Annotated in this window: 20 protein-coding genes; 4 read left to right on the top strand and 16 right to left on the bottom strand. The window is 41.4% G+C overall.

Features of this window, described 5'->3' with window-relative positions:
* The first annotated feature begins 103 nt into the window (after window positions 1–103).
* Window positions 104–844 carry a sulfite exporter TauE/SafE family protein gene (locus LBC_RS03970; protein WP_221254809.1) on the top strand — a complete coding sequence of 247 codons (741 nt, stop codon included), beginning with the start codon at window positions 104–106 and terminating at the stop codon, window positions 842–844.
* A gap of 431 nt (window positions 845–1,275) precedes the next feature.
* Here the strand turns inward: LBC_RS03970 and panB are convergent, their stop codons facing one another.
* From panB to alaS, 10 genes are all read right to left on the bottom strand, one after another.
* Window positions 1,276–2,070, bottom strand: a complete 795-nt coding sequence (gene panB / locus LBC_RS03965) for a 3-methyl-2-oxobutanoate hydroxymethyltransferase (protein ID WP_221254808.1) — start codon at window positions 2,068–2,070, stop codon at window positions 1,276–1,278.
* Window position 2,071: 1 nt separating this feature from the next.
* Window positions 2,072–3,388, bottom strand: a complete 1,317-nt coding sequence (gene brnQ, locus LBC_RS03960; protein WP_221254807.1) for a branched-chain amino acid transport system II carrier protein — start codon at window positions 3,386–3,388, stop codon at window positions 2,072–2,074.
* A 2-nt stretch (window positions 3,389–3,390) separates the two neighbouring features.
* The gene (locus LBC_RS03955) at window positions 3,391–5,463 is read right to left on the bottom strand and encodes a TRAP transporter permease (RefSeq protein ID WP_221254806.1); all 2,073 of its coding nucleotides are present in this window, start codon (window positions 5,461–5,463) and stop codon (window positions 3,391–3,393) included.
* 1,132 nt (window positions 5,464–6,595) lie between these two features.
* Window positions 6,596–7,993, bottom strand: coding sequence for a class II fumarate hydratase (fumC, locus tag LBC_RS03950; protein WP_221254805.1), 1,398 nt, complete (start codon window positions 7,991–7,993; stop codon window positions 6,596–6,598).
* 110 nt (window positions 7,994–8,103) lie between these two features.
* A complete protein-coding gene (locus tag LBC_RS03945; protein WP_221254947.1) occupies window positions 8,104–9,351 on the bottom strand; it encodes an ArsS family sensor histidine kinase in 1,248 nt (415 codons plus the stop codon).
* Window positions 9,351–10,022: a response regulator transcription factor gene (locus LBC_RS03940; protein ID WP_221254804.1), complete on the bottom strand. Its 672-nt coding sequence runs from the start codon at window positions 10,020–10,022 to the stop codon at window positions 9,351–9,353. The genes LBC_RS03945 and LBC_RS03940 overlap by 1 nt, the downstream gene beginning before the upstream one ends.
* A gap of 9 nt (window positions 10,023–10,031) precedes the next feature.
* Window positions 10,032–11,984, bottom strand: a complete 1,953-nt coding sequence (locus LBC_RS03935; RefSeq protein WP_221254803.1) for a penicillin-binding protein 1A — start codon at window positions 11,982–11,984, stop codon at window positions 10,032–10,034.
* Complete coding sequence (gene maf, locus LBC_RS03930) at window positions 11,968–12,549, bottom strand: septum formation inhibitor Maf (RefSeq protein ID WP_221254802.1); 582 nt, start codon at window positions 12,547–12,549, stop codon at window positions 11,968–11,970. Before maf ends, LBC_RS03935 begins: the two co-directional genes overlap by 17 nt.
* Window positions 12,546–13,040 (bottom strand): hypothetical protein, encoded by a 495-nt coding sequence (locus LBC_RS03925; RefSeq protein WP_221254801.1) that lies wholly within the window; start codon window positions 13,038–13,040, stop codon window positions 12,546–12,548. The genes maf and LBC_RS03925 overlap by 4 nt, the downstream gene beginning before the upstream one ends.
* Window positions 13,040–15,583 (bottom strand): alanine--tRNA ligase, encoded by a 2,544-nt coding sequence (gene alaS / locus LBC_RS03920; protein ID WP_221254946.1) that lies wholly within the window; start codon window positions 15,581–15,583, stop codon window positions 13,040–13,042. The genes LBC_RS03925 and alaS overlap by 1 nt, the downstream gene beginning before the upstream one ends.
* A 206-nt stretch (window positions 15,584–15,789) precedes the next feature.
* Between alaS and LBC_RS03915 the strand changes: the two genes are divergently transcribed.
* Genes LBC_RS03915 through LBC_RS03905 form a run of 3 tightly spaced genes read left to right on the top strand, consistent with a single transcriptional unit; the run spans window position 15,790 to window position 18,097 of the window.
* Complete coding sequence (locus tag LBC_RS03915) at window positions 15,790–16,671, top strand: hypothetical protein (RefSeq protein ID WP_221254800.1); 882 nt, start codon at window positions 15,790–15,792, stop codon at window positions 16,669–16,671.
* Window positions 16,668–17,609: a ferrochelatase gene (hemH, locus tag LBC_RS03910; RefSeq protein WP_221254799.1), complete on the top strand. Its 942-nt coding sequence runs from the start codon at window positions 16,668–16,670 to the stop codon at window positions 17,607–17,609. The genes LBC_RS03915 and hemH overlap by 4 nt, the downstream gene beginning before the upstream one ends.
* A 32-nt stretch (window positions 17,610–17,641) precedes the next feature.
* The gene (locus LBC_RS03905) at window positions 17,642–18,097 is read left to right on the top strand and encodes a response regulator (protein WP_221254798.1); all 456 of its coding nucleotides are present in this window, start codon (window positions 17,642–17,644) and stop codon (window positions 18,095–18,097) included.
* A gap of 998 nt (window positions 18,098–19,095) precedes the next feature.
* Here the strand turns inward: LBC_RS03905 and kdsB are convergent.
* Genes kdsB through LBC_RS03875 form a run of 6 tightly spaced genes read right to left on the bottom strand, consistent with a single transcriptional unit; the run spans window position 19,096 to window position 24,447 of the window.
* Complete coding sequence (gene kdsB / locus LBC_RS03900; RefSeq protein WP_221254797.1) at window positions 19,096–19,794, bottom strand: 3-deoxy-manno-octulosonate cytidylyltransferase; 699 nt, start codon at window positions 19,792–19,794, stop codon at window positions 19,096–19,098.
* Window positions 19,791–21,266: a threonine synthase gene (gene thrC, locus LBC_RS03895; protein ID WP_221254796.1), complete on the bottom strand. Its 1,476-nt coding sequence runs from the start codon at window positions 21,264–21,266 to the stop codon at window positions 19,791–19,793. Before thrC ends, kdsB begins: the two co-directional genes overlap by 4 nt.
* Window positions 21,266–21,571, bottom strand: coding sequence for a divalent cation tolerance protein CutA (cutA, locus tag LBC_RS03890; RefSeq protein WP_221254795.1), 306 nt, complete (start codon window positions 21,569–21,571; stop codon window positions 21,266–21,268). Before cutA ends, thrC begins: the two co-directional genes overlap by 1 nt.
* 36 nt (window positions 21,572–21,607) lie before the next feature.
* The gene (locus LBC_RS03885) at window positions 21,608–22,552 is read right to left on the bottom strand and encodes a tetraacyldisaccharide 4'-kinase (RefSeq protein ID WP_260173440.1); all 945 of its coding nucleotides are present in this window, start codon (window positions 22,550–22,552) and stop codon (window positions 21,608–21,610) included.
* 3 nt (window positions 22,553–22,555) lie between these two features.
* Window positions 22,556–23,686 carry a DegT/DnrJ/EryC1/StrS aminotransferase family protein gene (locus LBC_RS03880; RefSeq protein ID WP_221254794.1) on the bottom strand — a complete coding sequence of 377 codons (1,131 nt, stop codon included), beginning with the start codon at window positions 23,684–23,686 and terminating at the stop codon, window positions 22,556–22,558.
* Window positions 23,687–23,688: 2 nt separating this feature from the next.
* Complete coding sequence (locus tag LBC_RS03875) at window positions 23,689–24,447, bottom strand: NAD+ synthase (RefSeq protein WP_221254793.1); 759 nt, start codon at window positions 24,445–24,447, stop codon at window positions 23,689–23,691.
* Window positions 24,448–24,515: the final 68 nt, after the last annotated feature.

Genomic DNA, 24,515 nt, shown 5'->3' with positions numbered 1-24,515 from the left:
CCAAATATCACTAATTTTTAAATTTAAACAGCCATTTTATGCAAAAGGCTTGAAGTTTCGTTTAAAAACTATTATAATATCTTATTAAATTTAAAGGATGAAAATGGAGATAGCGCTACTATCTATTTTAGGCGTATTTGTCGGATTTGCAAGCGGATTTTTCGGTATCGGAGGGGGCGCCATAGTAGTAACCGTGCTGCTTTATTTTGGCTATGACGTAAAAGAGGCAATAGGCATTAGCGTCGTGCAAATGGTGCTAAGCTCGCTTTTTGGCTCATATCTAAACTACAAAAGAGGGCTATTTAAGCTAAATCAAAGCGTTTATGTCGGCATAGGCGGACTAATAGGCGGAGCGTTTTCTGGAGTTGTTATCGCTTCGGTGCCAGCTATTGCGCTTGAGGTGCTACTGGCTATAGTCCTTGCACTCGGGATATTAAAAGCTGGACTTAAAAAGGGATTTAATGATATAGAAATAAAGCTATCAAAGGGCGCACTCATCGTAATTGGTGCAGCTATAGGCTTAGTCGCCATAAGTGCTGGGATAGGCGGCGGCGTGCTTATAGGCATACTATTTTTTGGCTTTTTCGGTTACGACATCAAAAAAGCCGTCTCAATGGGGCTATTTTTTGTTGTATTTGCCTCTATTAGCGGACTAATCAGCATTTCTCTTAATGTCGGAGTTAATTGGGGGGCTGGGGTACTGCTTGGGATTGGAGCGCTTGTTGGGGTGTTTTTTGGTACCAAAGCGCAAGCCTCAGTGGACAGAAAACTACAAAAACGCATAAATATAGCTTTTAACGTTATCATACTTTCAATGCTAATTAAAAAGATATTCTTGGGCTAGAGTATCACTAAGACTTTATAGCTCATTTTCAAGCCATATCTTAACTTTGACAAATGAGCCTTAGACTAGGACTAGAGACTTTAACTAATCTTGGTCTAAAATCTTGATTTGATTAGTTTAATGGTTAAATTAGCTACTTAATTTTAGTCCACCTATCATACATAAAGACACTGCAATTTATTTTAATATATTTGGATTTAACTTAAGTGGTAGTTTTTACAAGATAAAATTATTTTTAAACCAACCTAAAAAAGGTTAGTTTAAAAAGAGTAAAAACCACTTTTATTTGGTTTAATAATAAGACTTTTTAAATTTTATGCATCTATGGCTTAAAAACTTACGCTAACAAAATGCGTCGACAATCTTTAGTCTCACCTAAAATAGCTCAGTACAAATCACCAAAATATTACTAAACAGATTATTCTAAAGCTTTATTTTTTATACTCATACTCACTTGATGGAAAAGCTCCGCTCCTTACTTCATCGGCATAGTTTTTTATCGTTTTGCGCACCAAGTCTGCCCCATTCATATAGCGTTTGACAAATTTTGGCACAAACTCATCAAAAAGCCCTAGCATATCGGAAAATACGAGTATCTGCCCGTCCGTATCCGCACCAGAGCCTATGCCTATTGTGGGGATTTTTATGGCATTTGTGATTTCGCTTGCTACGCTTGAGATGACGCCCTCTAGCACTATCGTCACAGCTCCCGCTTCTTGCAGTGCCAAAGCGTCAGCTAGCAAGCCCTGCGCCTGCTTCTCGTCTCGCCCTTTTACCAAATATCCGCCCTCAAAGCGCACAGACTGGGGCATAAGTCCGATATGCCCTACCACGCTAATGCCCTCATCGCTTAAAGCACGCACCAGATGAGCCTTTTTTGCCCCGCCTTCTAGCTTAACGGCGTCCGCACCGCCTTGTTTTATGAGCTTTAGCGAGCTTTTTATCGCTCCACGCTCGTCATAGTAGCTACCAAATGGCAGATCTGCTACCACATAGGCATGCCTAGCCGCACCGCAAACCGCACGAGTGTGATAAAGCATCGCATTTATATCAATATCAAGCGTGTCTTTTTTGCCGTTAAAGCTCATATTTAGGCTATCGCCGATTAAAATCAGATCCACATTCTCATCAAAAAGCTTTGTAAAAAGTGCATCATAAGCAGTAATGGCGACTATTTTTTCTTTGCCCTTTTTAGCAAGTATATCCCTAATGCTTAGTTTTTTCATCTTAGTATCTCACATTCTTAGCCAAAATAATATGCAGCACATAGCTAGCCCCAAAGGCCACCGCCACAGGCACTATCCAGCCTAGCATACTCTCATAAAATGGCAAACCATCAAGCCAGCCATCAACTACACCAAGGCTAACGCCAGCCGCACGTAGCCCGCTAGCTAGACCTATCACGCCAGCCACGTACACACAAAATTTATAAACCAAAGCACTAGCATCTATTAGCTCGTCTATTAAAGATAGCAGTATGAGAGTGGTGGCCACTGGATAAAGAGCAACCAAAATAGGCACAGAAATGGATAAAATTTTATCCAGCCCATTTGACGCCATAATAGCACCAAGTACGCTAAATACACACACCCACATAGAGTAGCTAAGGCGCGGAAAAAGCCCCTTAAAAAACTCAGAAACCGCGCTAGTAAGCCCCACAGTAGTACCAAAGCAAGCCAGTAAAAAGCTAATGCCAAGCACAATCTGCCCACCAAATCCAAAGCTAGAAGTAGAAATAAAGCTTAAAAGCGCAGCTGGGTTTAAATCCTCGCTAGGGCGCACCATAGCCCCCAAAAGACCAAGCATAACGTAAACCGCAGCCAGCACCACCCCAGCAAAAAGCCCAGCCCTAATACTAAGGCTAGCTAGTTCGCCTTTTTTACTTACGCCCATTTTTCGCAGAACATCAGCGATAAGTGAGGCAAAAATCAAAGCAGCAAGCGCGTCCATAGTCTGATACCCATCTACAAAGCCAGTAGCCGCCGCTGAAGTGGCATAACCGCCCTTAGCAGAACCTAATCCGTGAGCGTGCGTAGAGCTAAATCCAAAGAAAAAAAGCAGCACTATAAGCGCAAGCAAGACTGGGGTTAGATACCTGCCTATTAAATTTAAAAGCCTACTTTGATTTAGGCAAGCATAAGCATTAAAAACAAAATAAGCGGCGCAGTAGATTAAAAGTAGGCTCTGTTTATCGCTAGCGGCTGGTAAAAGTGGAGCTAGCCCTATCTCAAAAGGCATACTTCCAGCCCTAGGAATAGCAAGCAGTGGACCAAGTGCGACATAGGCTGCGGTGCAAAAAATAAGCCCTGTAACGCTGTCCACGCGGCTAGCTAGCTCCCTTAGGCTACCTGCTTTTGCTACTGCTGCTACGCCAAGCACTGGCAAAGCCACAGCCGCAAGAGAAAAAAACATAATCCCAACGAAAAAATTCTCACCAGAATTTGCCCCCACAACGGGCGGAAATATAAAATTCCCAGCCCCAAAAAAGAGCGAAAAAAGCGTAAGGGAAAGCGTAAAAAACTGCCTTTTACTTAAAGCATTCATCGCTATGCACCTTGCGCATTTTTGGATGACACTATGCGTTTTTGACGTGAGTTTTGCACCCAGCTAAACGCAAAAAGCAGTCCATATAAAACCGCACCTATCGTATAGCCCACCCACTCATTTGGCACAATGCCGTATCTAGCTAGGACATTTGGCACCAGGGCAAAAGGCACTACAAGCAGCAATAAAAGCCTCTCAATTAAATTTACCCTGCCTACAAAATAGCCCTGAAGCGCCGAGCTAAAGGCAAACATACCTACAATAGTCATCGCAAAGACAAAAGCTATCTCAAAAGCATCACTCATCCATATTATACTTCTAGCATCACTTGGGTCGCCTACACTTTCAATTAGCATGAGTTTATTATTAAAGAAAAATGCAAACGGCAAAATCGCGGTACGCAAATCATAAAAAAAGCCTTGTAAGCCTACAGTTACGGGATTTGCCTTTGCTATGCCAGCAGCGGCATATGCAGCTATGCCAACTGGAGGCGTGTCATCAGCTAAAATTCCAAAATAAAAGACAAAAAGATGCACGGCTATGGCTGGGACTATGAGGTCATTTTTGCCAGCTAGCATTAAAATAACAGGTGCAACTAGACTTGATACGACAATATAATTTGCCGTAGTTGGTAGCCCAACACCCAAAATAAGCGACATAAGCGCAGTTAATAAAAGAATAAGCAAGATATTATCCCCAGCTAGGTATTCAACCAAATCACTAAGAACCGCACCAAGTCCTGTTAGGCTGATTGAGCCTACGATTATGCCAGCTAGTGCCGTAGCTGCGGCTATCGTCGCCATTGATTTTGCTGCGGCTATCATAGAGTAAAATATATCGCTAAAACCCACAAGCACATCTGCACGAGTAACAGGCTGCCCTGCGGCTAGCTTTTTAACTGGCTCTTGGAAAATCATAATCAAAAATAAAAAGCTAATAGCGTTAAATGCTGCTGCAATAGCGGATTCTTTAGCTATTAAAAGGGTATAAAGCAACACCAAAATAGGCGTAATGTAATGAATTCCGCTTAAGAAAATCCTTATCCTAGATTGATATTCGCTGCTGTTTACACCCTTTAAGCCAAGTTTGCAAGCTTCTAAATGCACGATAAAAAAGAGCGAAATATAGCAGGCAAAGGCTGGTATGATGGCCGCTGTCATCACGTCTGTGTAGCTCATACCCAAAAACTCAGCAATGATAAAAGCAGCTGCGCCCATAATAGGTGGCATGAGCTGCCCATTTACCCCAGCAGCGACCTCGATAGCTCCAGCCTTAACGCTGCCAAGACCAGCCTTTTTCATTAGCGGTATCGTAAAAGTACCCACCGTTACGACGTTTGCGGTGCTTGAGCCGCTTACCATACCAGTTAGACCGCTAGCTATGACGCTAGCCTTTGCTGGACCACCGCGAAATCGCCCAAGCAGGCTAAAGGCTAAATTTATAAAATACTGCCCAGCCCCAGCACGCTCAAGAAGTGAGCCAAAAAGCACAAAAAGATAAATAAAGCTCACGCTAACGCCAAGCGGTACACCAAAAATTCCCTCTGTCGTTAAAAACATATGCCCTGCTAGCTTTTCAACACTAGCGCCCCTGTGAGCAATGATATCTGGCATATAGCGACCAAAATAATCATACACCAAAAATAGCGCACAAATAATCCCAAGCGCAGGGCCAATCACTCTGCGTCCTGCTTCAATCACGATTAAAACCGCCACGCAAGCCACCACAATATCTGTGTGTGTATACGCCCCAGGACGCTCTGCAAGCGCATAAAACTCATAGGCAGGATAAAGCACGCAAATCACGCCCACGACACCTAAAAATATATCATAAAGCGGAAGCTTGCTATGGGCTGCTTTATGATAACTAAATGGATAAATGCTAAAAATTATAGCTATCGCAAAGGCCAGGTGAATGGAGCGAGCGATAGTTGTATTAAGCGGAAAATAGGCTATATAAAGCTGAAACAAAGACCAAGCAAAGCAAACAGCCGCAACAAAATACGCATAAAATGGGGTATTTATCTCCCTTGTTTTAACCTCGACAAATTCTTCATTTTCTGTGGTTTGCTGCATATATCTCCCTTAAATTTAGTTAAAATGAATGCCATTATAGCTAAAATAACTTTGCAAAGGGCTTTAAATTTAAATTTTTACTAAACAAACACCAAAAATTAGCGCCTCCAACCATAAAATACAGGCTTTTTCCAAGCTCCTAAAAGCTCGAAACCATCAATCACTACACCGCTAAAATTTGCCCCAAAAGCATGAAAATTACCAGTACTGAACTACCAAAAATGGACGGTAAATAAGCCACGCCAAAGACGTAAAGCACCCCCCCCAAGCAAGCCGCTAAGCCATATCAATAAAGCGACGTCTTTGTCAAGGGTATTTTATCATGTCAAGCCCATTTTTAAAAACAAAACGTAACTAAAAAGCAGAAAAAAGCCATATAAAAACAGCACAAAAATAAACCAAGCCTCTAAGCTCGCTATTTACTGCTGTTTAAGCTGTGGTTACTGTACTCTTAAAATAGCCAAGAGCCGATATAGCAAAAGGCTAGCCTGCACTTTTTGTTGGCTGGATTAAAAGCGCCACAAATACGCCAGCAAAGACCACGCCTAGCCAAAAATAGGTTAAAGATAGCTGGGGCTTTTGGCTAGGTTTAAAAAAGTCCGAAGCTGTCAATTATAGAACTAGCCAAAAGCTATCCAAATATGGGCGAAATCGCAATTTGCGCTACTTTAATTTTAAGAAAAAGCACAAAAAACAAGATAATCGCAAAACCTCAAGCAAGCCGTCAAACAAAGTGTAAAATGCTAAATTTACAAAATCAGCTCGCAAAATAAGCAGGCTATTGCCGCTTAAAATAATGCCCACCACCAGCATAACTGAGCCTACAAAAAGAATATGCTAGTAGCGAAAATGGTAAGGTAGGACAAAAATCTAAGACGTGAATCTACCGCTAAAACATAGCAAAGGCTAGCCACATAGCAAACGTGAAAATTATCATTTTATCTACTAAATTGAGAATAAAAGGCTAAAAAATTATAGCAAGTAAGAGCAAATTTGCCCCATACAAGTGGATAACTTAGCTGAGGATGCCTCAAAAAGTCAACCTTGCACAAAAAAGTGTGCGGTTGTAAAAAGCACTCGCAAAAATGGTGCAAAGCAACCGCACAAAGTGCGTTAGCGCATAAATTTCAAGCTATTTTTTAGGCGCAATCATATCCTCAGCGCGGACATATTTATCAAAATCCTCCCCACTTAAAAGCCCTAAATTTATCGCCTCCTCACGCAAAGTTGTGCCGTTTTTGTAGGCAGTTTTTGCGATTTTTGCGGCGTTTTCGTAGCCTATGTACGGATTTAGAGCGGTTACAAGCATAAGCGAGTTTTTAAGGTGCGCCTCAATCGTGGCTAGATTTGGCTCAATCCCCACGGCGCAACGGTCGTTAAAGGCGTTCATGGTATCTGAAAGCAGGCGGATTGACTGAAGTAGGTTATAAGCAATCACGGGCTTAAAGACGTTTAGCTCAAAGTTGCCCTGACTTGCGCCCATACTTACAGCGACGTGGTTTGCCATTACTTGCACCGCAACCATAGTCATCGCCTCGCACTGAGTTGGATTTACTTTGCCTGGCATTATGGAGCTGCCTGGTTCGTTTTCAGGGATTATTATCTCGCCTAGCCCACTGCGTGGCCCAGATGCAAGCCATCTAACGTCGTTTGCTATTTTCATTAAATTTGCCGCCAGTGCATTTAGCGCACCACTTGCAAAGACCTCGCCATCGTGGCTTGTTAGACCGTGGAATTTATTTGGGTGGCTTATAAATTTAGCCTTTACATTAGTAATTTTATTTAGCACCGCACTCACCATAGGCGAAAAATCAGGATGGCTATTTAGCCCAGTACCCACAGCCGTGCCGCCTATGGCTAGCTCGCAGAGATATTTTAGGCTGTCTTTTACCTGCTCCTCGCTTTTAGCTAGCATGTGCGCCCAGCCACTTATCTCCTGCCCAAGGCTTAGCGGAGTGGCGTCTTGCAGGTGGGTGCGCCCTATTTTGATGACCTCTTTAAACTCATCAGCCTTTGCCTCTAAGGTAGTTCTAAGCTTTGTAATGGCTGGTAGCAGGCGCGCTTGTATCTCAAGCACAAAAGCCACTCTCATAGCCGTAGGATAGGTGTCGTTACTACTTTGACCTTTATTTACATCATCGTTTGGATGCACCAGCTTTTTAACGCGAAAATCACTCCCCATTATCTCGCTAGCCCTATTTGCCACGACCTCGTTTATATTCATATTTGACTGCGTGCCAGAGCCAGTTTGCCACACTACAAGCGGAAAATTACCCTCAAGTTTGTCCGCCAAAATCTCATCGCACGCCTCACAAATAGCCTTAGTTTTATCATCATCAAGCCTGCCTAGCTCGTTATTTACGATAGCGCATGCCTTTTTTAAATAGGCAAAAGCGGCGATTACTTCGCTTGGCATACGCTCAGTGCCGATAGGGAAATTTTCAAAGCTTCTTTGCGTTTGTGCACCCCAGTACTTTTCATTTGGCACATTCATCTGTCCCATAGTGTCTTTTTCTATACGAAATTCCATAATAAATCCCCTTAAATTAAAATTTCAAAAATTATATTTGAATATTTATTAAAGCAATTTAAATAATGAAAAATAGATGAAATTTAAACTAAAAAGTATGTAAAATTTACTCACGCGCCGTTTTGTCTTATGGATTTTAGATTTTTAAATTTAAAAACATTAACGCCCTGTATATACTCGTATTCTAGGTTTAAGCTGTGTGATTTTAAGATAGAATTTACTATATAAAGCCCAAGACCAAAGCTATCTTTTGAGTTTTCGCCTTTAATAAAAGGCTGGGTATAAAGCCCTAGCTCGCCACTAAGCCCCTCGCCTTTGCTAAAAAAGGCAATCTCATCAGTACTTATTATAAGCTTTACTTTTTTATTATCGCTATATTTTATGCCATTATCTATCATATTTTTTACAGCTGTTGAAAATAGCCTAAAATCCACCTCAATAGGCGCATCATCGTCTATTATAACCACCACTTGCTCTCGCGAAACAAGAGCCATATCAATAGCCTCATCGACTATATCCTGCACTTTACACATAGCCCTAGCCCCAAGCCCCACATTTGAGGTAGTCTGCTCGACTGCGGCTAGCTCATTTATAAGCCCCTCAAGACGATGAAAGAGGCTTATAAGCCTCTGTCTATGCTTACCCTCTGGTATCATTTGAGCAGTTATTAGCCCTTTTGTGATGGGTGTTTTTAGCTCGTGCATTATATTTCTTAAAAAAAGCTGCCTTGAGCTATTTAGAATTTTTATCTCACTTATGGCATTGTAAAAAGCTTGCGAAACTTCGCTTATCTCATCATTCCCAGCGCTTACGTTTTCTATATTAGCCAAATCCCCACTGGCAAATTTATCAATCTGCCTTTTTAGTCTACGAAGAGGCTTTATCTTATAAATAACAAAAATATAAGCGCTTAAAAGCACAATTGCAACTATCGCAAAAATCGCCTTTATCACATAGTACCTATATGGCTGATAATCCCTATCAGCTAAAAGCTTCATCTCATCAAGATGATTTATCTTGAGATAGTGACGTTTTTTATACTCTATTATGGCACTTGAGCCTATGTCAGCGCTTATTTCGTCTATAACCTCGCCATCTTTTAGCACCTTTTCACGAAGTTCTGCACTGCTTACATCTGGCATATTTATACTCTCAATTTGCCTTGCAAACTGATCTTTATCTATAATCCCACTCATATAAAAAAGATGGGCTCGCGCTACGTTTGAGTATCTATTATTTAGCTCTCTTGTGTAATTTTGCCTATCATAGTCCATAAGCCACAAAAACGCAAGCCCTATGCTAGTAAGGGCTAGTAAAAATATAAAGGTAATGGCTATAAAAATAGACGAGCGTGGCATCACTGCGATAGCCTATATCCCACACCACGTACTGCATGTATGTAATGTGGCTCCTTTGGATTTTCGCCAAGCTTTACCCTAATGCGCCCTATCATCACGTCTATGCTCTTGCTAGTGCTATCCTCGCTTATACTATCACAGTTATAGATTAGCTCCTCTCTGCTTACTACGCCACCATTTTTATTTATAAGATAGCGTAGTATGTCATATTCGGCTGCGGTTAAATTTAAAACCACGCCCTTGTAGTAGATGTTTCTTTCATGTTCATTTAAGATTATATCTTTATGGTGTTCGTCTTTTTGCGTCTGCGCGCCTACTCGCCTAAGGTGCGAGCGTATACGTGCTAGCAGCTCCTCTGGGTCATAAGGCTTTGGTAGATAATCATCTGCGCCATTTTCAAGCGCATTTACCTTATCTGTAATATCATGCCTTGCACTTGAAATCATAATAGGCACATTATGCCTTGCCCTTATTTGCTTGCACACCTCAAGCCCATCAATCCCAGGCAAAGTAAGATCTAATATCACAAGATCAAAGCTATTTAAATTTAGAGTAGAAATACCGATATATGGATCTTGCGCTACTGTTACACTCATATCATGAGCTTCTAAAAACTCGCTTAAAATTTCAGCCAGCTCCGCATCGTCTTCTATCATGAGTATTTTTTTCATATTAAAACCTTAAAATATCAAGCCATTTTCGTTATTTTCCTGCTCTATCTCATCACTTACAGATTTTTGCTGAGCTGGAAGGCGAGAAAGATCTGTGTAAAATACCTCTTTACCGTCATATTTACCCACGTAAACCCCCTCTGGACGGATAAACTCACGCCTTATATCAGGATAGCGAGCTAGATACTTTTTCATAAAATCAGCAAAAACAGGGGCTGCGGTACGCCCACCAGTCTCTACCTTTCTCATGGGGCTATTATCATCATTTCCGTACCATATAATAACCTCTGTATCGGGAGTAAATCCGCAAAACCACGCATCTACGCTATTATTACTCGTTCCAGTCTTTCCTGCTACTTCTATGCCAGGTACACGTGCTGCCTTTCCAGTTCCGCGCTTTACCACATCTTGAAGAATACTTATCATTAAAAATGACTGCTCAGGCAGGTCGGCCTCGTAAATATCTGGGCTTGATGTGGCTATGACTGAGCCATTTGAAGCCTCTATGGAGTGGATTAAATTTGGCACTATTATACGCCCTTCATTTGCAAACATAGAATACATCTTAGCTAGGTCGATAACGGAAATTCCAAAACTTCCAAGAGATACCGACAAAACAGCTGGGATATTTTTAAACCCAAAACTCTCAAGGTCGCTTGCGACATTTTCTATGCCAAGCGCGTTTGTCATATTTACAGTCGGTAAATTTCTAGAAAATACCAGTGCGTCCTCTAGACTTATTTTACCACTAAAACCGCCACTATAATTTTTAGGAGTGTAGACCTTGCCGTCGCCTGAGTCATAGCTTACTGGCACGTCATCAAGCTGGCTAACTAGAGAATATCCGCTATCAAGGGCTATTTGATAGATAAATGGCTTAAAAGCAGATCCTGGCTGACGCTGAGACATTGTGGCGCGATTATAGCTACTTTTTTCATAATCCACTCCACCAACAAGCGCTAAAACCTCGCCAGTTTGAGGCCTAGTAACTACCATAGCCCCATTTAATAGCTCACGATTTGCTCTTGTGTTGCGCTTTAAAATTTCATTATATCCCCAGCGCAAGCTTTCGCGAGCCATATTTTGCACCTCTAAATCAATGCTAGTACGTATAATATATCCACCTGTTCTAATATCCTCATAGCCATATCTTCGCACCATCTCCTTTAGTACCTCATCAACCACGTAAGGAGCGGCATTTAAAGTAAGTGTGTCATTATAAACAATCGGGTCTTGCTGGGTGGAGATTTTATACTCATCATCATTTATCCAGCCAAGACTATACATACGCTCTAGCACACGGTTTGCGCGTCCAAGACTAGCATCTTTATGACGTGTGGGATCGTAATCACTAGGAGCTTTTGGTAAGCCCACGAGCATAGCTATCTCTTTTAAGCTTAACTCATCAAGGCTTTTGTGAAAGTATCCCTGTGCAGCGGTGCGAATACCATAATATCCATGTCCAAAATAAATTTCATTTAAGTATCGTTCTATAATCTCCTCTTTGCTTAGCTCGCTTTCTATTTTAATAGATAGCATTATTTCTTTTAGTTTTCTGCTAAATTTTTTCTCACGGGTTAAGACTAGGTTTTTAACAAGCTGTTGCGTTAGCGTAGAAGCGCCTTCAACTAGCTTACCCGCTATGACGTCTTTTATGCCAGCACGCACAATGGCTTCTAAATTTACACCACCATGCTCAAAAAAGCTAGTATCCTCAATAGCTACAAGAGCTTCTATGACGCGCCCTGGTATATCGTCGTATTTGACATATAATCGATTGCCACCCTCATCAAAGATATTTGCTATAAGCTTGCCATTTCTATCGAGTATCTGTGTAGCCAGCTTTGGGTGATAATCCTGCACTATTGAGCGCGCCTCAAAGCGAAGTTCATTATAGTAATAGGCAAACACACCAACTAGCACGACCGCACAAGCTATTAAAATGTTAAATAAAATTTTCATAAAAAGCCTTTAAAATATCTACATCTAAGCCCATAGCATTTTTTAAACTACCCTCGCAAGATAACACAAACTCCCCACTAAAGCCCTCTATCATCATAGCACCAGCCTTGCCCTGCCAATCGCCACTTTTTAGGTAATCTTTTAGCCTTTTGTCATCATATGGAGCAAATTTAAAAGTCGTTTTACTAAGGCTAAAAATATCAAATTTAGCACTAACTACAGCCATAGCTGTAAAAACGCTAGCACTTGCACCGCTTTGCATTAGAAGCATTTTTTTAGCCTGCTCCTCATCGCTTGCCTTTGTAAGCACTGTATTATTCACGCCCACGCAGCTATCAGCAAATACCAAATATCCATGTCTAAACTCATCCAAAAGCGCACTAATTAAGCCAGCTTCCTTAGCCTGATTTACCTTTTGACGTAGAATTTTTTGCACATAAGTTTGTGGAGTTATACCCTCTTTTTTTAAATTTTCATCAAATTTAAAGCTACGCACAACAAAATCAAGTCCAGCCTCACGCAATATATTAGCACGAGAAGGAGATGAGGAAACCAAAACTATCACATAAACCCCCTGTATGAAAGCCCAAGGTAGCCAGCCACGACAAGGATCAATAAATTTAACGGTATAAAATAATAAACTATCAAAATAAGGCTCTCGTGGGTTTGAATCATGTCTTTTTGGCTAAAAGCGCACACGGATTTTTTATAATGATATAAAGTATAAAGAGTATTAAGCAGTAAAAATATCCAAAGCGCCGCCTTTGTCGCCAGTATCGCCTCTGCCATAGGATCAGTTACCTCTGCTACTCTTTGATGTTCAAGCAGTAACACACCAGCGCTTATTAAAATCAAAAAAAGCGACACTAGGATAATCACGCTAAATGACTTAAAAAGCGAAAGCAAGATGGAAAAACGCTCCCTACTCTCGCTAATTAAAAGCTTTCGCCCAACAAGCGTAAATCCTAGTAAAGCCCCAGCATATACTACGGTTGAAGCGATATGCAAAAATGGCAAAAAATACTCAAGCCTAGCAAAGGCGATATTATACTCCATCAAGCAAGCTTTGTCTTTATAAGCTCTTTTGCAGCCGCCATAGCTTCGCCCAGCTTTGAGGCGTCCTTGCCCCCAGCTGTGGCAAAGTCATCTCGTCCGCCGCCGCCGCCGCCTAAAATACCAGCTGCAAATTTAACCAGCTCCCCAGCCTTTAAGCCAGCGCCCTTTACCCCAGCTGCTACTTGCACCTTATCATCGCTTGATTTAAATAGCATTACCACGACGCTATCGTGCTGATTTTTAAGCTCATCGATTTTTGCCTTTATATCACCGCCAAACTCGCCGACAAAAACGAGCGTCTCGCCCACTTTCTCGCCAGCCACACTTGCAGAGCTCGCGGCCTGCTTTAGCTCGTCTTTTAGGGCTTTTATCTCGCCCTTTAGCTTTCTTACGCCAGCTAATAAGTCGGTGTTTTTAATCTCGGCATAAAGCCCCGCTAGCTCACTTCTAAGCTCATCTGCATATTTTATCGCTGCATTAGCGCAAACCGCCTCAATACGGCGCACGCCAGCACTTACGCCGCTTTCTTTAACGATAAAAAACGCCCCCACTTCAGCCGTATTTGCCACGTGAGTGCCACCGCAAAGCTCCTTACTAGCGCCTATGCTTAGCACACGCACATTTTCGGCATATTTCTCGCCAAAAAGGGCAACCGCACCGCTATTTTTTGCGCTTTCTAAATCCATTATCTCCACAAGAGTATCAGCCGCAGCCGCCACTTCAGCCCTAACAAAGCTCTCAATGCGGCTTAACTCATCGCCGCTAAGCGCCTTTGGGTGGGTAAAGTCAAAGCGCAGTCTGTCGCTTTCTACGCTGGAGCCTGCCTGAGTGATATGCTCGCCAAGCACCGCACGAAGTGCAGCGTGCAGCAGGTGCGTGGCTGAGTGGTGCCGTGCTATCTGGGCTCGCTCACAGCCTACTCTTGCTGTTACTGCTTGCCCCACTTTTATCTCGGTTTTGGTGTCGATTTTGCTTAAATTTAAACCAAAAAACTTCTGCGTATCCACCACGCTAGCCACGCCAGCCAGCTCACCCCTATCGCCAGCCTGCCCGCCGCTAGTAGCGTAAAATGGCGTCCTATCAAGCATCACCCAGCCACTTTGGTTAGCGCCCAAAGACTGCACCTTTTTATACTCAGCGTCTAAAAGCCCAAGCACCTTTGCTTCGCTCACTAGGCTCTCATAGCCTATAAATTCATTCTCGCCAAACTCCTCAAGCAAGAGCTTAAAATCCCCGCTCGCGCTCGCCCCGTCGCCGCTGCCGACCCAGGCCGCTTTTGCCCTGCGTTTTTGTTCATTCATTAGCTCGTCAAATTTAGCTTCATCAACGCGCATATTTCTCTCACGCAACATATCCGAAGTCAGATCAAGCGGAAAGCCGTAGGTGTCATAAAGCTTAAAGGCTACTTCGCCGCTAAAAATCTCACCGCTTGTGCTTTCAAGCTCTTTATTAAACAGCTCAATCCCAGCCGCAAGCGTAGCGAAAAACCGCTCCTCTTCAAGCTTTACCATCTGCTTTACAAACTCTTTTTTCTCCAGCAAATACGGATACGCCCCAGCCATAATCTCGCAAAGCCTATCTACTAGGCGATACATAAACGGCTCTTTAATGCCAAGCAAGTAGCCGTGACGCACAGCCCTGCGTAAAATTCTACGCAGCACATAGCCCCGCCCTTCTTTATCAAAGCTCACTCCTTGAGCCAGCAAAAAGGTCGTGCTTCTGATGTGATCGGCTATGACGCGGTAGCTTGCGCCGCTTTCGTATTCATAGGGCTTAGCGCAAATTTTAGCTATCTCATCAATGATAGGCATAAAAAGCGAGCTGTCGTAGTTGCTAAACTTACCTTCCATTATCGCAGTAACTCGCTCAAGCCCCATACCAGTGTCGATGCTAGGCTTTGGTAGCGGGCTTAGCTCGCCCTTTTCGTTTCGCTCATACTGCATAAAGACTAAATTCCAAATCTCCAAAAAGCGGTCGCCGTCGCCGCCCATATAGTCTTCAGGGCTGTTAAAATGCTCGCTACCCTGGTCATAAAATATCTCGCTGCAAGGCCCACAAGGTCCAGTATCGCCCATTTGCCAGAAGTTATCCTTATCGCCAAAGCGGTAAATTCGCTCGCTTGCAATATGCTCACACCAAAGCCCAAACGCCTCGTCATCGCTTTCGTGCACAGTTACGTAAAGCCGCTCTTTTGGTAGCTTTAAAACCTGAGTTACAAACTCCCACGCATAGGCGATAGCCTCACGCTTAAAATACTCGCCAAAGCTAAAGTTTCCTAGCATTTCAAAAAAGGTGTGGTGCCTGGCAGTGTAGCCGACGTTATCTAAGTCATTGTGCTTGCCCCCAGCCCTAATGCAAGTCTGAGCGGAGGTGCGAATAGGCGGAGTAGGACGTGGCTCATCGCCAGTAAAAATGCTCTTAAATGGCACCATACCAGCGTTTGTAAAAAGCAGGGTAGCGTCGTTTGGCACAAGTGGCGCAGAGGGGATTATCTCGTGTCCTTTGGAGGCGAAAAAGTTTAGGTATTCGTGTCTAATATCCATTTGCTTATGTTTCCTAAATTTAAAATAAACGGCTGATTTTAGCATAAATTTTATTAAATTTTTAAATTTATCCGCCATTTTGGATAATTTAGAGGGCTTTAAAATGCTACTCATGTAAGGCTAATTAAAATCAAAAACACATAATTAGCAGATTTTAAATAAATTTTAATTATAATAAGTGATTTAAATAATGCAAAGGGGAGACAATGCAGCTATCCATCGCGCTTTTAGACGACAGCAGTGATGATATAAAAGATAGGCTAAACGAACTTAAACACTCAAACACGTTTGAAATTTGCGGAGTGTGCACCTTAGGAGGTGCTTTAAATGGTGCTAGAGTACCACTTTATGATGACGTAAGCACCATGCTTTCACAAGCCTCCCCTGATGTAGTGGCAATTTATGTAAAAGACGAGCTAGTATTGCAGTCATTTAAAGAGGTTATAAAACAGTGCAAAAACATCATAATCTCACGTCTCGCTCCGCTTCCCCTTGAGATACTGCACGAGCTTAGCGAGCTAGCAAAAGCCGCTAACGTAAGGGCTATTTTGGACTTGCCGCATAGATTTCACCCAGTTATCCTCTCCCTTAAAAAAGAGCTTTTAAAAGAGGAGCAAATTTATAGCATGAGCGTTACAGGCATAAATCCAAAAGCCCTAAGCATAGTCGAACTTTTGGTAAATAATATAGACTTAGCAAGCTTTACCTCAAGCGCAGAAGTCTACGGCGGAAAGGATCTATCCTGCACTATACTAGCGCGCAAAGGCGCATATTCGCAAGCTAGCTTAAAGCTTATAATGCCTACATCACAAGCCCTGTGCATGCAATGCTCAATGCTAGGCGAAGTCGAGCGGCACTTTATAGAAGTTGCTACAAGTGGTGGAATTTATTTTGCTGATTTATTGGGGCGCAAGCTATACATGCAAAGCGAGATAGGGCAGATAAATCTACGAGTAGACGCAGATAGTAGCGAAGTCAGAGCGCAATATCGGGCGTTTTATGAGTATTTTATGCAAAAAGGCAGAGCAAATGAAGCTGAGCTTGGTGGCATAGACGAGATAATAAAAATTAAGGAGCTTTTTGCGTGAAACGTGCGCTAATACTACTAAATATGGGTGGTCCAAATAATCTAAGCGAGGTCAAGGTCTTTCTTTTAAATATGTTTAAAGATAGAAGAATTTTACCCATAAAAAGCGATTTTTTACGCTCCATCATAGCGCATATCATAACCTTTGCAAGACACAAAAACGCCAAAGAAAACTACGCAAAACTAGGCGGAAAATCGCCCATAAGCGATACTACAAAAAGCCTATGCGAAAAAATCAGCTCACTTTACGGCGAGTTTAGTGCAGTTGATTTTGCCATGCGCTACACCCCGGCTTTTGCAAAAGATACAATGGTAAAATACTCTGAATTTGACGAGATAATTCTACTGCCACTTTATCCACACCACTCAAGTACAACAATACTCTCAAGCCTTGATGACGTAAAGAATGTGCTTGATGAGATAAAATTTAAAGGCGAAGTAAAAATCGTACCAGAGTTTTACCAAAATAGTGCCTATAATGATATAATATTAAATAGAATTTTAAGCCAGATTAAAGGTAATGATATATCAGAGGTAACACTGATCTTTTCTGCTCATTCTCTGCCCCAAAGCGTGATAGATAGAGGTGATTTGTATGAAAAGCATGTAAAAGAGCATGTTGAAATTTTAAGCAACCTATGCAGACAAAATGGACTAAATTTTAAAGAATTTAAGTTAGCATATCAAAGCAAACTAGGTCCAGTAAAATGGCTAGAACCAGCCATGAGCGACACCCTAAAGCAGATTGAAATAAAAAAAGCCATAATCGTACCTATTTCATTTTGCATTGATAATTCAGAGACGGATTTTGAGCTAGCCATAGAGTATAGACAAATCGCAGATGAGCTAGGGTATGAGCTATATAAAGTGATTCGTTGCCCAAATGACGGCGAGGATTTTGCTAGATTTTTAGCTAAACTTGCCCTAGAAACGGAATGAAATTTGCTTATCTAGTCTAAAAAGGAGAAATCATGAAAATAGACTCCAAAACATTAGGCTCAGTTTTAAGCGAAGCGGCAAAATACACAAGAAAACTATCGGCAAATAGTGATGAATTCAAAAGCCTGCTAAACAGCCAAAGCGAGCCAAATGCGGACGCTAGCTTAAATCAGATGAGTGTTGAGGATTTTAAAGCTGCGCTTAAAAAATACGGAGCATTTGGCTTTGTGGCAAAAATGAGCGAGGACATAATAGGCGAAAAACTAGCCAAAAAACGCGCCGAGCTCGAGGAGAGCATGGGGCTAAATGACGAAAGCAAAAGCGCTGAAGAAAGGCTCGAATTAAAAGCGACGATTGATGATTTGGTAAGGGATTATGAAAAAGAGCTAAGAGCAAGCCTAAAACAAAATGCAATACTACAAAAACAGCAGCAACTTGAGGCAAACAAAAGCTCGCATGGACTTGAAATGGCACTGGCTGAGCTTTGACCCCCATACAGGCTTATCTTGATATGAAGGCTTAAGACTTTAATCAGCCATCTAGCCTATAAATTCATTGCATGCAATATAAGAAAAAATTTATACTATCTGATAAATAAGCCTGTCTTTTAATTTGCCATCTACCTTTTTCTTTCTTTTTTAAACAATATCATCGCTTTATAAATTTAAAAGATAAGTCACATATCATGCATATAATTTAAATTAATGGTGTTGGGGTTATATTATAGTTTAAATTTGTAGTTAAAAAATAATACTATTTTTTAAAAGGATATAATTATATTAAAATGCTTTGAATTAAATTTAAAAGATAATCTTTTTTCAACAGGCTTATAATAAAGTTTAAAAGATATTTTTGGGATTATTTTATAAAAGTAAATTTAAAAATGGACTGTTTTTAAATTTATTACATTAGAGTTTAAAACTTACATTTAAAGCACTCCTTTAAAAATTGGCTCTGTTTTAAAAAGTATTGCTTTTTTTAAAGCTTAATTTGGTTTTTGGCAAGCTATCGCCACGTATATGAGTGGCTTAGCACAGCAACTGCTTGCTGTGCGTGCATAAAGCGAAAGCAAAGCTTCTTTAGAAAACGAGCGAAGCGAAGTTTCTAGGCTAGCGTTGCAAAACTGGATGTTGGCGAGTATATCGCAAAGCGATACGAGCCGCAAAAAAGCAGTCGTCGTCTTAAGTCCTACGGACTTGCCACCGATCCTCAGATTTTTGCGCTGAGTTTTACGAAGTGCTAAAAATCGTGCCGACCTTGTAAAAATACCAAAAGCCACTGGTACGAATTAGCGGTGCTGTGCTTGTTTTAGTGTCCCTAAGGAACCATACTTTGTTAAAATAGAGCCTAAATATTTATCTATTTATGATAAGGCGTGCTATTAAATTAAGCTATTGGTTTTAAGGCTTTGCTAGTGAGGCTACCATCATTGCACCAAAATATTAAAAATTTAAAACTAAATCTCTAAGGGATTTTCAAGGCGCCCTTAAACAAGAGCTAAAGCCCTCTCATAATCCTCACTCGTATCTATGCCGATACTGCTGCTTTTAATCTCAAGCATCTTTATGTCCTTGCCAGCTTGTAGGGCGCGAAGCTGCTCTAGCTTTTCGGTCATCTCAAGCATCGACGCACTAAGAGCGCAAAACTCCCTAAGGCTAGCCACGCTATATCCGTAAATCCCCAAATGAGCCTTAAAACTAGCGCACTCAGCCCTAGGATATGGGATAATCGAGCGTGAGAAATAAAGCGCACGACTAGCATCATCTGTAACGACTTTTACTAGATTTGGATTTTGTGCCTCGCTAAGCCCAACAAGCTTAAAACAAGAGTACATAAAAGCCCCACCATCTCGGCAAAACTGATAAAATTTAAGCACATTATCAGGCTCTATAAATGGCTCATCGGCCTGGACGTTTATGATAATCTCATCATCTCCTAGCCCCAAAGCACTCACAGCCTCATATATCCTATCAGTGCCACTTTGGTGCTGCTTTGAGGTTAGCACAGCGCGCAACCCATAGCTTTTGGCTATCTCAAGCACCATAGGCTCATCAACCGCTACAAGTACCTCATCGACCCCACTAACTTGCCTAGCCGTAGCGACAAAAAGCGGCACACCTCCAACTGGCAAGAGTATCTTATCCTTTAGTCTGCTAGAGGCCAGACGCGCTGGTATGACTATCATTTAAGCCAGCCTAAAACCGCACTAGCTACCTTATCTGGGTCTAAAATCTCACTATGAAGCACCTCTTGTTTAAAGAGTTTGGAAATTTGAACTGGCACTTTTGCTTTATATTCTGCACCCAAAGACAGCATAGCAGACAGCTCCTCCTCTGGCTTAGCGCACTCTGGTGCATCAGGCTTAATCGCAGACACCATACTAGGGGTAAACTTCACCCAATCAGCCGTCGAAGTAATGACGCTAAGGCGCTCTTTGTCTCGCATTTTTAGGCAAGTGGCAGTGTGTGGGTCTAGCAATACTCCCTTTTTAGCCCATTTTGCAATCTGTTTTTTACACTCGCTATCAGTGCAAAAATCCGCCTCAAAATCCTCATTAAGTGCTGCAAGTTCTGCCTTTGTTAGCTCGTAAAATTTATCAGATTTTAGCTTATCCATAAGCTCTTTTGTGCGAATTGCGCCAAATTTATCAAAAAGCAGCCGCTCGACGTTTGAACTTATTAAAATATCCATAGCTGGGCTTATGGTCTTTATTAGAGATTTGCCACGCAGATCATAGCGCCCTGTAGTAAAAAACTCTGTTAGGATATTATTTTCGTTTGAGACTATTTTTATAACGCCTATTTTTGCGCCCATTTTTTTAGCATAATAAGCTCCTAAAGCATTACCAAAATTACCGCTTGGCACTATCACATCAAAGCTCTCGTCCCTACTAAGCTCGCCACTGTGAATAAGCCTAGCATATGCGTAGGCATGGTAGATTATCTGAAATAAAATTCTCCCAAAATTTACTGAGTTTGCCGCACTTAGCTTTAGCCCATTACGCTCAAGCTCGCTTTTAAACTCATCACTAGCTAAAAGCTCTTTTAACACCCTTTGTGCATCGTCAAAGTTGCCGTTTATAGCGATGACTTTTAAATTCAAAGCCGAAGCTGTCGCCATTTGAAGCCGCTGTACCGCAGAAGTACCGCCGTCTGGATAGAGGCAGACCACGTTTACATTGCTTGCATTTGCAAATGTCTCAAGTGTAGCTGGCCCAGTGTCTCCGCTTGTAGCGCAAGCGACTAAATACCTCTCGCCACGCTCCTTAGCAAGCTCGGCTAAAAGCGCACCAAATGGCTGAAGCGCCATATCCTTAAACGCTCTTGTAGGGCCGTGGTAAAGCTCATTTACGTATAAATTTTTTGCAATTTTTACAAGAGGCACTGGCTCGTTTGCATCATCAAAGCTCTCATATCGCTTAAGCGCAGTCTTAAAAAGCTCCTTTGAAACGTCAAATTTAAACTCCTTTATGAGCTTTATAGCAAACTTCGCATAGCTCATATATCCGCCCTTTTGGAAAAACTCATACTCAAGCTTTGGCAGTTTCTTAGGCGCATAAAGCCCACCAAACTCCGCAGATGGATTTAATATCGCCTCGCTAAGCTCTGATTTTTTAGGCTTTAACTTGCCGTCTGTTCTTGTGCTTATTAGTCTCATTATCTCTGTCCTTTTAGCCATTTTTTATATTTTTTGTCTATTTTAGCTATTTTTAGACCTATTATTTCAGGTAGCTCATAGCTATGATTTTTCTTTATAAAGTGCTTTACTTTTTTAAATTTTTGCGCAGTTTTTATACTTAACACCCACTCACGCTCTTTATAAAATTTACCCTCATAAATATAGGCGCTAAACTCATTTTTTGACACCATGACACAGGCTGCTAGCCCCTTTTTTACGAGCTTTTTGGCAAGCTTTTTAGCCAAAGTTTTTTTAGATTCGGTTGTGATTATTAACTTTTCCATAGACTTTATTATATCATAAATGATTTAATAATAAATTTATAACGCCTCTTGGCTTATAAAATTTTCTAACAAAGCCACAAAATCGCTACATAAAATAGTATGCTGCTCAATAAGCGACACACAAAGTCCAAAATGGGTTATCTTTACGTAGTCTTTTTGCGTTACAAGCAGGCTTGTGGCGTTAAATTTAGCCAAAATCTCCTCAAGCTCAGCCTTGCTAAAATCATAATGATCAGGGAAAAATACCTGCCCCACAGTGCGGCCAAAAAACTCACTCAGTCTAGCTGGATTTGCAATAGCGCTAACTAAAACCATGCTTTTGCTTGAATTTTTTATATAACTTATAGACTTAAACTCACGCCCACTTTGCACCACATAATCAGCATATTTTATAAAGCTAGGCGGATACCTATACCCACCGCTAGGCAGACAAAAAGGCAAGGCTGGAGAATAGAGTGGATTTATTAAAATATCTAGCTTTTTTATATTAAATTTACCAAACCCATCATCAAGCAAAGCGTATCTTGCGCCGAGTTCTTTTGCTTTTTGTATGGCTTGTAGCCTATCCTCGCTTACTATTACAGTAGCATTTTTAACAAGCCTTGCATAGAGCATGGCCTCATCTGCACTGGAGTTAATATCGGCTAATATTTTGCCATTATAAGCCACTACGACCAGCCCTTTGCTTTTTCTTTTATAACCTCTTAAGATTATGCAAGCACCGCTAATATTAGAGCTAATAGCAACACAAAGTGGAGTTTTGCCACTGCCTCCTAGAGTGAGGTTTCCTATGCTAATGGTTGGTAGTGGTGGAGGTGTTTGTTTCTTATTTAGAGATTTTTTTATTATTACCCCTAAAGCCCATAATATAGAAAGCGGCAAAAGCAAAATAGCTAGCAATTTCCACAAAATACTAGGCGAATAGATATATCTCTCACCTAGTAAAAATAGCTTAGAATGCAAAAGCTTTAAAGCACGCAAGTACTAGACTCTTGATTTTGCTATTTGCTCGATTTTCTCGCAGATATATGATACTTCACTATCTTTAAGCGCATTATAAATAGGCAAAGATAGCACCTGCTGATAAGCCTTTAGCGCATTTGGAAAGTCATTTACCTTAAGGCTATATTTATCTTTATAATACTTTAGCATATGTATGGGTATGTAATGAAGGCTTGTATGAATTCCAGCCTCTAACAACTCCCTAGCAAAGCCATCGCGGTTTTTGTCTATCTTAATGATATACTGAGTATAGACGTGATCGCGCTTTTTTACTGGGGTTCTTACGTGCGGACAACCATCAAGAGCCTTATTATAATACTCCGCAATAGCCGCACGGCGAGCGATAAATTCATCATTTTTCTCAAACTGTGCTAAGGCATATGCTGCATTTAGCGTAGTGATGTCGTATTTTACACCAATATCAACAACATCATAGATATAGCCTAGATTGCCGTATTTATCGACGCCGCTTAAAAGAGCATAGTTGCGCAAAAGCTGAGCGCGAGCAGCTATTTCATCATCGTTTGTAATCATAAAGCCAGCCGTGGCGACTGGATTTTTTAGCTGCGAGCTAATCTGAAAGCAAGATATAAACGAGCCAGTGTTGCCTATTTTCTTACCGTCATAGGTCATGCCTATAGACTTATTTCCATCATCAAGCACCTTTATGCCGTATTCTCCAGCTATCTCATAAATTTCTCTCATCTTTGCTGGCTGCCCGCCTATGTGAGAGACAAAGACGCCTTTTAGCTTTTTATGATTATGTTTATTAAGTGTTGCTCTTAGGGCATTTGGGTCTATATTAAAATCATCCTCATCAATGTCTACAAATATAGGCTCTGCGTCAAAATGACGTATGGCTTGAGCGACGCTGGGAAAAGCATTTACAGAACAAACTATCTTATCTCCGCGCTTTATATCCATCGCACAAAGCGCTAGATGGTGCGCCGCAGCTGCGTTATAAGTAACGATTATATGGCGTGCGTCAAAGTACGATTTTAAGCTTTCCTCAAGCCTATCTATCATATCTGTACCTTGGCTATTTAGCGCCTCGTTTATAAGCTCGCTCTCTCTACTTGTTATAGTAGGCTTAAAAAAACTTATCTCTTCCATTGCTAACCCCCTATTCTTGCCACTGGCGGCATTTTGCTTTTAAATTTATTCGCATTAAACCTAGCTAAGACGCTAATCGCCAAATCTCTGCCAAACTTAGCTATTAGCTCAGATTCGCTAGCCCCTGCTTCTATGCGAGCTAGCACATGGTCTAGCTCATCATAGCTATATCCTAGCTCACCCTCATCACTCTGCCCAGCCCAGAGGTCAGCCGATGGGGCTTTTTGGATTATATCATCGCTTACCCCAAGCTCTCTTGCAAGCTCTCTTATCTCGGTTTTAAAAAGATCGCCTATAGGATTTAAAGCGCAGGCTAAATCCCCATAAATAGTGCCATATCCTAGCATGATCTCGCTTTTATTACTTGTGCCAACAACTAATGAACTAAGGCTCGCTGAAGCGTCATAAAGTAGGCACATACGAGTTCTAGCGGTTAAATTTGCAAGCCTTAAATGGCTTATCTCGCCATCTATGGCGCTTTTAAACCCCTCTAAAACTGGGTCTATTTTTACTATATTTGGCGTTAAATTTAATGCCTTGCATACGCTTAACGCATCATTTAAATGCTGCTGACTTGAGTTTTTGCTAGGCAAAAGCAAGACATTTAAGCGCTCAGGCGCAGCAATCGCACAAAGATGTGCCACCACAGCAGAGTCAAGCCCACCAGAAAGCCCCAGCACAAAGCCCTTTGCACCACTTTCTTGCAGGTAATTTCGCAAGAAAATAACTAATTCGTCCTTAATCGCCTTAAAATTTTTCAATCGCCCTACTTTATTTGAAATTTTTGTATTATACTAATTTATTATAAATTTTTTCTTTTAATATAAGA

Origin of the sequence: Campylobacter sp. 19-13652 (assembly GCF_019702925.1) — a bacterium.
Classification (GTDB): domain Bacteria; phylum Campylobacterota; class Campylobacteria; order Campylobacterales; family Campylobacteraceae; genus Campylobacter_A.
The sequence above is the reverse complement of the archived record's forward strand: the minus strand, read 5'-3'. Positions and strand labels throughout refer to the sequence as shown.